This is a genomic window from Desulfovibrio sp., from assembly GCF_018379785.1.
GTDB lineage: Bacteria > Desulfobacterota > Desulfovibrionia > Desulfovibrionales > Desulfovibrionaceae > Desulfovibrio.
In genome coordinates, this window is the sequence record NZ_JAGZUV010000043.1 from 19,739 (window position 1) to 27,226 (window position 7,488).

General features: G+C 64.6%; 4 protein-coding genes. All 4 read left to right on the top strand.

Annotated features, from left to right (window positions below):
- Positions 1-137 precede the first annotated feature (137 nt).
- The gene (locus KH208_RS10080; RefSeq protein WP_291435958.1) at positions 138-2,780 is read left to right on the top strand and encodes a PEP/pyruvate-binding domain-containing protein; all 2,643 of its coding nucleotides are present in this window, start codon (positions 138-140) and stop codon (positions 2,778-2,780) included.
- Positions 2,771-4,486, top strand: coding sequence for a sensor histidine kinase (locus tag KH208_RS10085; protein ID WP_291435960.1), 1,716 nt, complete (start codon positions 2,771-2,773; stop codon positions 4,484-4,486). The genes KH208_RS10080 and KH208_RS10085 overlap by 10 nt, the downstream gene beginning before the upstream one ends.
- A gap of 86 nt (positions 4,487-4,572) precedes the next feature.
- Positions 4,573-4,953 (top strand): response regulator, encoded by a 381-nt coding sequence (locus KH208_RS10090; protein WP_291435961.1) that lies wholly within the window; start codon positions 4,573-4,575, stop codon positions 4,951-4,953.
- Between the two features lie 7 nt (positions 4,954-4,960).
- The coding region (locus tag KH208_RS10095) for a PEP/pyruvate-binding domain-containing protein (protein ID WP_291435963.1) at positions 4,961-7,488 on the top strand (2,528 nt) is incomplete at its 3' end.

Below are 7,488 nucleotides of genomic sequence, written 5' to 3' on the forward strand. Positions count from 1 at the left end.
GGGAGCTCTCTTGAAGCGGTCCGGAGATTGTGCTAGAAAAAACAATCCCCGCAATCCGGCGGAGCAACGCGGCGCGGCTTGGCGCGCGGCATGCGCATCCACCCTCACGGGGCGGCAGAACCGCCGACGGAGTCGCCATGTCCCTTTCCCGTCTGTTGGGTTTTCTCACGCGCTCCACAAAAAAAGCCTCCGGCGGGGCTGTGCCCGACGGCGGCGAAGCCGAGCGTTTTTTCGCCCTGCGCCATCACTCCTTCAAGCTCTTTCTCACCGCCTGGAATAAGTTTCAGGAAACCATGACCGAAGTGGAGTACACGCTCTGCTGCGATCATCCTTTCGGCCTGTACCGCGTTCGCGCGCTCTGCACCAGGGTCGCCACCCAGGTCTTTCAGTGCATCCAGCAATTGGAGCGCCTGGATCCCACCCCTGGCCCGGCGCTCTACGCACGCTTCGCGGAACTGCAAAAGACCGTGGCCGCCGAAGTCTATGAGCCGGAATCTTGTCTGCTGGGGCCGCTGGTGTTGCCGCTGGGCCACGGGAATCTGGATGACGCCGGAGAGGAAGCCCTGGTGGACCCGGCTACGGCCCGCCTGGAAAGCCTGCGCGGGCGTTTTCCCCAAGCCGTGCCCCTTGGCTTTGTGGTCACGGCGGCGGGCTGCCAGCATTTTTTCCAGAGCGGCGACCTGCAAAGCGAGATCAATCGCCGGATTCAGGCGGCGGGCGGTTTTGGTCCGGAGCACTTGTCCAAGCTGTCCGAAAGTCTGGGCAGTCTGGTGGAAAATACATTTTTGCCCGAAGATCTGGCCGAAGCCGTACTGGCCGAGGTGCGCGTCCTGCGCGACCGATGTCAACGGCCCATGCGCCTTTTGCTGCGGGGCCGCCTCTGGCCGCGCCCGGTTCCTGAAGGTGAAAACGAAAGCGGCGATCCGGGCACGGCGGAAAACGTCATGGATCCCGGCCTGTTGCTCTGGGGCCCCTCCGTGCCCCTGGACGCGCCGGACAAGGAAATTCTGAACGCCCTGCACGTCACCCTGGCCCGCAAGCAGCGGGCGCAGGCCCTGATCTACCGGCGGGCGCGCGGCCTTACCGAGGCCGGAGCAGGCGTCTGCGTGACCTGCCTGGCCGTGGAGGAGGGCGCCTGGGGCGGGCTGGCCCATACGGGCAACCCCTTGCAGCCGCACGGCGTCAACGTGCATGTCTATGCCTGCGACGGCCTGCCGCAGGACATGGAATATTCCGCTCTGCCCGTGGACTTGCTGCGCGTGAGCCGCAGCGCGCCGCATGAGGTGCGCTGCCGCGAACCGCACGACCCGGAGCATCCGGTTCTGGATGACGCCACGGCCCTGCGGGTCACGGAACTGGCTCTGGCCCTGGAGGACGTCGAAGGCCGTCCGCTTTCGTTGACCTGGGTCTGCGCGCCCGGCGCTCCGGTGCGGCTTTTGCTGGTGCGGCCCATGATGTTGGCGTCGCAGGCGGATACGTCGGCCCAGCCCGTGCCGGACGAGGCCGCGTTGCCGCCGCCCCTGCTGGCGGGCGGCATGACGGCCAACCCCGGCAGGGTCTGCGGGCCCGTGGTGCCGGTCCGGACCTGGGAGGACGCGCGCCGCTTCCCGCAGGGCGGCATCCTGGTGCTGCCCGACGACAGGTATCTCTGGGCTTCGCTCATTGATCGGGCCGCCGGTCTGGTAGCCGAGCGCGGCCTGCTGGGCTCCCGCCTGGGCTCTCTGGCCCGCGAATTCGGCAAACCGGCCCTTTTCGGATTGAACGGGGCTCTGGAAATCCTGCCCAAGGGGCGGAAAGTCACCCTCTGCGCGGATCTGGGCCGCGTGTACGACGGTCGGCGGGACGAACTGCTGGCCGGAGCCGCGAAACCGCGCGATTTCATGCCGGGCAGCCCGGTGTTTCGTATTCTCCAAAACGCGGCCGCCCATATTCTGCCCCTGACCATCGACGTGGACAGCGTGGACTTCAAAGCCGCCAACTGCGCCACCTACCACGACATCGCCCGCTACTGCCATGAAAAGGCGGTCAGCGCCATGTTCGCCTTGGGCGCGGAAAAAAAATACGCGCCCCAGCGGGTCAAGCAACTGCGGGATACGGTGCTCAAGCAGTTCTGGGTGGTCAATCTCAGCGACGGCTTTGCCGCCACCCCGGCCGGGCCGGTCATTGATGTGGAGCAGATCGTCTCGCGGCCCATGCTGTCCCTCTGGCGCGGCATGAACGCCCATCCCTGGCAGGGGCCGCCGCCCGTGGACGGCAAGGGGTTTTTGTCCGTGCTGTTCGAGGCCACGGCCAACCCGCATCTGGACCCGGCGGCCCAGACCGCGTATTTTTCTGAAAAGAACTATTTCATGATTTCGCGTGACTATTGCAGCCTGCATTCGCGCTTCGGCTTTCATTTCGTCTCGGTGGAAGCGCGCCTGGGCGAGCGCAGCAAGGAAAATTATCTGCTGTTCCAGTTGCGCGGCGGCGCGGCGAACATTGAGCGGCGCATCCTGCGGGTGCGTTTCGTGGCCGATCTGCTCTGGGAATTCGGCTTCGCGCCCGTGCTGCGCAACGACGCCGTCAGCGCCCGCCTGGAAGGCATGGACCCGGACGAAGGCGAACATCTGCTGGCCGTGGCCGGGTATATGACCATTCATACCCGTCAGTTGGACATGATCATGCAGGATACGGCCCAGGTGGCGGCCCGGCGCGAGGAAATGCTCGCCCATTGCCGGGCTTTGTTCACGGGCCGGGCCCTGCCCGCAACCGACGCTCAGGAGGCGCCCCCATGCCGTTGACGTCGTCCGCCCCCCTCCGGGGCTACAGAGTCATCTACCGTCGTCTGCTGCTGACCCTGCTCCTGCTGGCGCTCACGCCGCTGGCGGCTTTGGGCGTGTTCTGCCTGGACCGCATCAACAATATCTACGACGAGAAAATCAGCGCGGGCCTGGAGGCCGTGACCAGCAGCAAGCACCGCGCCCTGGACACCTTTATTGTGGAGCGGGTGGCCCAGATCAAAACCCTGGCCTTCACCCACCCCTATGCTGAACTGAGCGACCCCGCCCGGCTGAGCGAGATTTTCAGCGTCATGCAGAACAACAGCCGCTCCTTTGTGGATCTGGGCATCATCGGCATGGACGGCCGCCATGTGGCCTATGTGGGCCCCTATGATCTGAACGACGCCAATTACGCCGAAACCCCCTGGTTCCATGAGGTGCTGCGCAAAGGCGTCTATGTCAGCGACGTGTTCATGGGCTACCGGCACGTGCCGCATTTCATCATCGCGGTGCTCCGGCACGAAGGCGGACGCAGCTACATCATGCGCGCCACCATCGACATGGAAGCCATCGACGCCCTGTTGCGCCGGGTCTATTCCGGCCAGCACAGCGACGCCTTTCTGGTCAGCGAGCAGGGGGTACTCCAGACGGATTCCCTGTATCACGGCAAGATCATGGGCAAGTTCAAGCTGCCTCCCCTCAAGGCCGCCCACAACGGCATGCTGACCATGCCCCTGGACGCGCCCGCAGGCAAGGAGGGCGGCCAGAACCTGCTGGCGGCCATGATGCGTCTGGATTCCATGCCCTGGGTGCTGGTGGTGGTGGACGATGTGGGCGAGAGCCTGCAACCCCTGCGCCAGCTTCAGGTGCTGATTCTGCTCTTCGTGCTGCTGGGCAGCGCGGTGGTCAGTGTGGGCGCGGTGGTTTGCACCCGGCATCTGGTGGCTTCTCTGGCCGCTTCGGACCAGAAGCAGGCCCATATTGACGCCCGCATGCTGCAATCCAGCAAGATGGCGGCCTTGGGCAAGATGGCCGCCGGTGTTGCCCATGAGGTCAACAATCCCCTGATGTTGATTCAGGAGAACGCGGGCTGGATCCGGGATCTGCTGGAAGACGAAAAACCGGAAAGCATGAAAAACTACCAGGAGGTCCTGGAGAGCACGGAAAAGATCGAGCAGCACGTCAAGCGCGCCAAGGGCATTACCCAGCGCATGCTGGGCTTTGGTCGCCGCATGAACCCCAGCCGGACGGAAATACTGCTCAATTCTCTGGCTGACCAGGCCGTGGAAATGCTCAAAACAGAGGCCGCCAGCCGAAATATCGTCATCAAAAAGGAATTCGATCCGCAACTGCCCGTGATTCTGTCGGACCCGGCCCAGTTGGAGCAGGTCTTCATCAATATCATTGACAACGCCATTGACGCCATCGGCAAGGACGGCAGCCTGTGCATCCGCACCGAAGCCTGTGAGCAGGGCGCGCGCATCTTTTTTACGGACAGCGGGCCCGGCATGGACGAGGAAACCCTGAAGCGCATTTTCGACCCCTTCTTTACCACCAAGAAGGTGGGGGAGGGCACGGGCCTGGGGCTGGCGATCTGTTTTACCATTCTGGAAAAGCTGGGCGGCCGGATTGAGGTTCAAAGCCAACCGGGCCAGGGCACCACATTTTGCATTACTTTGCCGCTTGAACCGGCTGAAAGCCCGCAGGAAGAGGATGTTGAGGAGTAGCAGCCTCAATATGTAAAGCGTTGCTTGCCGTTGGCAGCGGACGGCAGGGCCGGAATTCGGATGAACGTTTTGAGCCAGGAGCGCCTATGCGTGTATTGTTCGTGGACGATGAAGTGGAATTCCTGCAATTGATGGAAAAGCGCCTTTCCCGGCGCGGCATGGAAGTGAGTACCGCCCCGGACGGGCAGAGCGCCCTGGATATGCTGGATGCTGTCCTTGCGGAAGGCGGGGAAATGTTCAAAGTGGTGGTCATGGATGTGCGCATGCCCGGCATGGACGGCCTGGAAACTCTGCGGCGCATGAAGGCCAAGGCCCCCGAACTGCCGGTGATCCTGCTCACCGGGCATGCCTGCATGGGCGTGGCCGTGCAGGGCATGGATCTGGGCGCGTACGACTATATGCTCAAGCCCGTGTCCATCAGTGAACTGATCATCAAAATGGAGGAAGCGGCCCGTTCCGCTGTCTGATATGGCCATGTTGAAGCATTTGCGCCGCTGGCTGGGCCGCGGGGAACCGCCCGCGCCTGATCCGGCCGCATTGGCTCGCGAGGAGGAATTCAAAGCCCGTCTGCGTGAGCGTTGCGCGCGTTTCCGGCGTTTGCTTTCAGCCAACAAGAGCGCCCTGGAAGCCATGAGCGATGTGGAAGAGCGCCTCGGCGGCGTCAAACCCTTCGGCATGGACTATGTGCGCGCCGTGAGCACCCGCGCGGTGACCGCCGTGTTCCAGATGGTGCGCGAGTTGAACGCTCTGTCCGACAACGGCTACGCCCCCCTGCAGAAGGCTTTTGACCGCATCCGGGGGGACATGGAACGCCTGCTGGCCCAGCCGGAGCATCTCGCGCAGGGGCCGCTGATCCTGCCCCTGGCCGACGTGCGGCTGGCCGACCTGCCCAGGGTGGGCGGTAAAATGGCCAATCTGGGCGAGCTGGCCGCCAATGTGGGCCTGGCTGTGCCCGACGGCTTTGCGGTGACGGTGGCAGCCTACTATCGTTTCATGGCGTACAATGGCCTCCAGAGCGAGCTGGAGCGCCGTATCCAGGCCACGGACATGCGCAGCCTGGACGAAGTGTTCAGCCTGTCCGCGGCCCTGCAGCAATGCGTGCTGGCGGCGCCTCTGCCTCCGGACCTGGAAGCGGCCATTACCGAAGCCGTGGCGGCCATGAAAGCGCGGGCCGGGGACGACCTGCTTCTGGCGTTGCGCAGCAGCGCCGTGGGCGAGGACGCCCTGGGCGTGACCTTTGCCGGGCAGTATCGTTCGGAACTCAACGTGCCGCCCGAAGAGGCCTGCGAAGTCTGGAAGGAAATCGTGGCCAGCAAATATGCGGTCACGGCCATGAGTTACCGCTATCAGCGCGGCATTCCGGATGACGCGGCTCCCATGTCCGTGGGCGTACTGGCCATGGTTCGGGCCGCGGCGGGCGGCGTGGCCTACAGCCGCGATCCGGTGGCCGCCTCCCAGGGGCGGGAGAGGGTCGTGCTTAACGCCGTGCCCGGTCTGCCCCAGGCCGTGGTGGACGGGGCGGTTACGCCCGATGTTTTTGTATTCAGCCGTGAAAATCCGCCGCATCTGCTGGAAAAGCATCCGGCGGATGCGGAAGCCGCCCCCAGCCTTGCCGACGCCCAGGCTGCCAAACTGGCCCGCGTGGCCCTGGCCCTGGAAGAATATTACAATGAGCCGCAGGACGTGGAATGGGCCCTGGAAGCCGGGGACGGACGCATTGTGGTTTTGCAGAGCCGGCCTTTGCACGAGGCCTACGGGGAGCGCGAGACCGGGGGGGGGCGGAAACCGGGAGCTCAGGCGGCGGAACTGCCGCCGGGTCTGACCGTGCTGGCGGGCGGCGGCGTGCCGGTAAGTCCCGGCGTGGGCATGGGCCCGGCCTTTGTGGCCCGCAAGGAAGCTGACATGCTCTCGTTTCCCGAAGGCGGCGTGCTGGTGGTGGAGCGGGCCTATCCCCGCTGGGCCACGCTGTTGGCGCGGGCCTCCGGTCTGGTCAGCGAAACCGGCGGCATGGCCGGGCATCTGGCCTCCGTGGCCCGTGAATACCGCCTGCCCGCCATTTTCAGCCTGCCGGACGCCTGCGGCCTCCTGGAAAAAGCCGGTGACGTGACCCTGGATGCGGACCGCAATGTGGTTCTGGCCGGACGTCAGGCCCAGTTGATCCCGTCCGTGAGCGCGCCGCCCAACCTCATGGCGGGCAGCCCCGTGTATCTGCGCCTGGAGGCGCTGGCCCGGCTCATGACTCCCTTGCACCTGCTGGACCCGGACGCGCCGGAATTCGCGCCGCAACATTGCCGAAGCCTGCACGATATCACCCGGTTCTGCCATGAAAAGGCGGTGCGGCTGATGTTCGACGACGATACGGGCGTCAGTCGGCGTATGGGCAAGCAGCTCAAGGCCGGTGCCAAATTGCAGTACTGGGTGGTGGATATGGGCGGCGGTTTCACCCGGCCGGTCAGCGGCCCGGTGGTGGATTTGTCCGAAATCGCCAGCCGGCCCATGCTGGCCCTTTGGGAAGGCATGGTGGCCGTGCCTTGGGCCGGGCCGCCCGGCAGCGGGGCCGCGGGCTTTATGAGCGTGGTTTTTGAAAGCGCCATGAACCCGGAATTGGAAAGCACCGCGCCCACCACCATGGCGGAACGCAACTTCTTTATCATCGGCGAGCATTACATGATTCTGCAGGCGCGCTACGGCTATCATTTCTGCACTGTGGAATGCCTGGCCGGAGAAGACAGCCATGAAAACTTCGTAAATTTCCAGTTCAAGGGCGGCGCGGCGGACCGCGAGCGCCGCCGCCTGCGCGCCCGGATGTTGGCGGGGCTGCTGGAAGGGCACGGCTTCCGCGCGGACGTCAAGGATGATTCGCTCTTTGCCGTGGCCGAAGGCTTCGGCGCGGCGGAGACGCTGCGGAAAACCCGTCTGTTGGGCTACTTGCTGATTCACAGCCGCCAGGTGGACATGATCATGCTGGAAAGCGCCAGGGCCGAGGCGCTCAGGGAAAAGCT